Consider the following 204-nt stretch of genomic DNA (forward strand, 5'->3'; position numbering starts at 1 on the left):
CTCCGCATCCGGCGGCGGTATTCCACTCACGCTGCCCGCCTTGGTCGCCGCCTTCCTCGGTGCGACGACGATCAAGCCTGGTCGTTTCAACGTCCTCGGCACGCTGGTCGCTGTCTACCTGCTGGCCTTTGCCCTCTCCGGTCTGAGCCTGAACGGCGTCGAGAGTTGGGTCCAGAATGTCGTCACAGGCACCGGCCTCGTGAT

1 pseudogene is annotated in these 204 nt (G+C 64.7%); it reads left to right on the forward strand.

Annotated elements, in window-relative coordinates:
• Positions 1-204 (forward strand): annotated as a pseudogene (locus ACOADB_RS13590) (ABC transporter permease); the annotation flags it as partial.

The sequence above is a fragment of the Nocardioides sp. CPCC 206348 genome, assembly GCF_048654705.1.
GTDB lineage: Bacteria > Actinomycetota > Actinomycetes > Propionibacteriales > Nocardioidaceae > Nocardioides.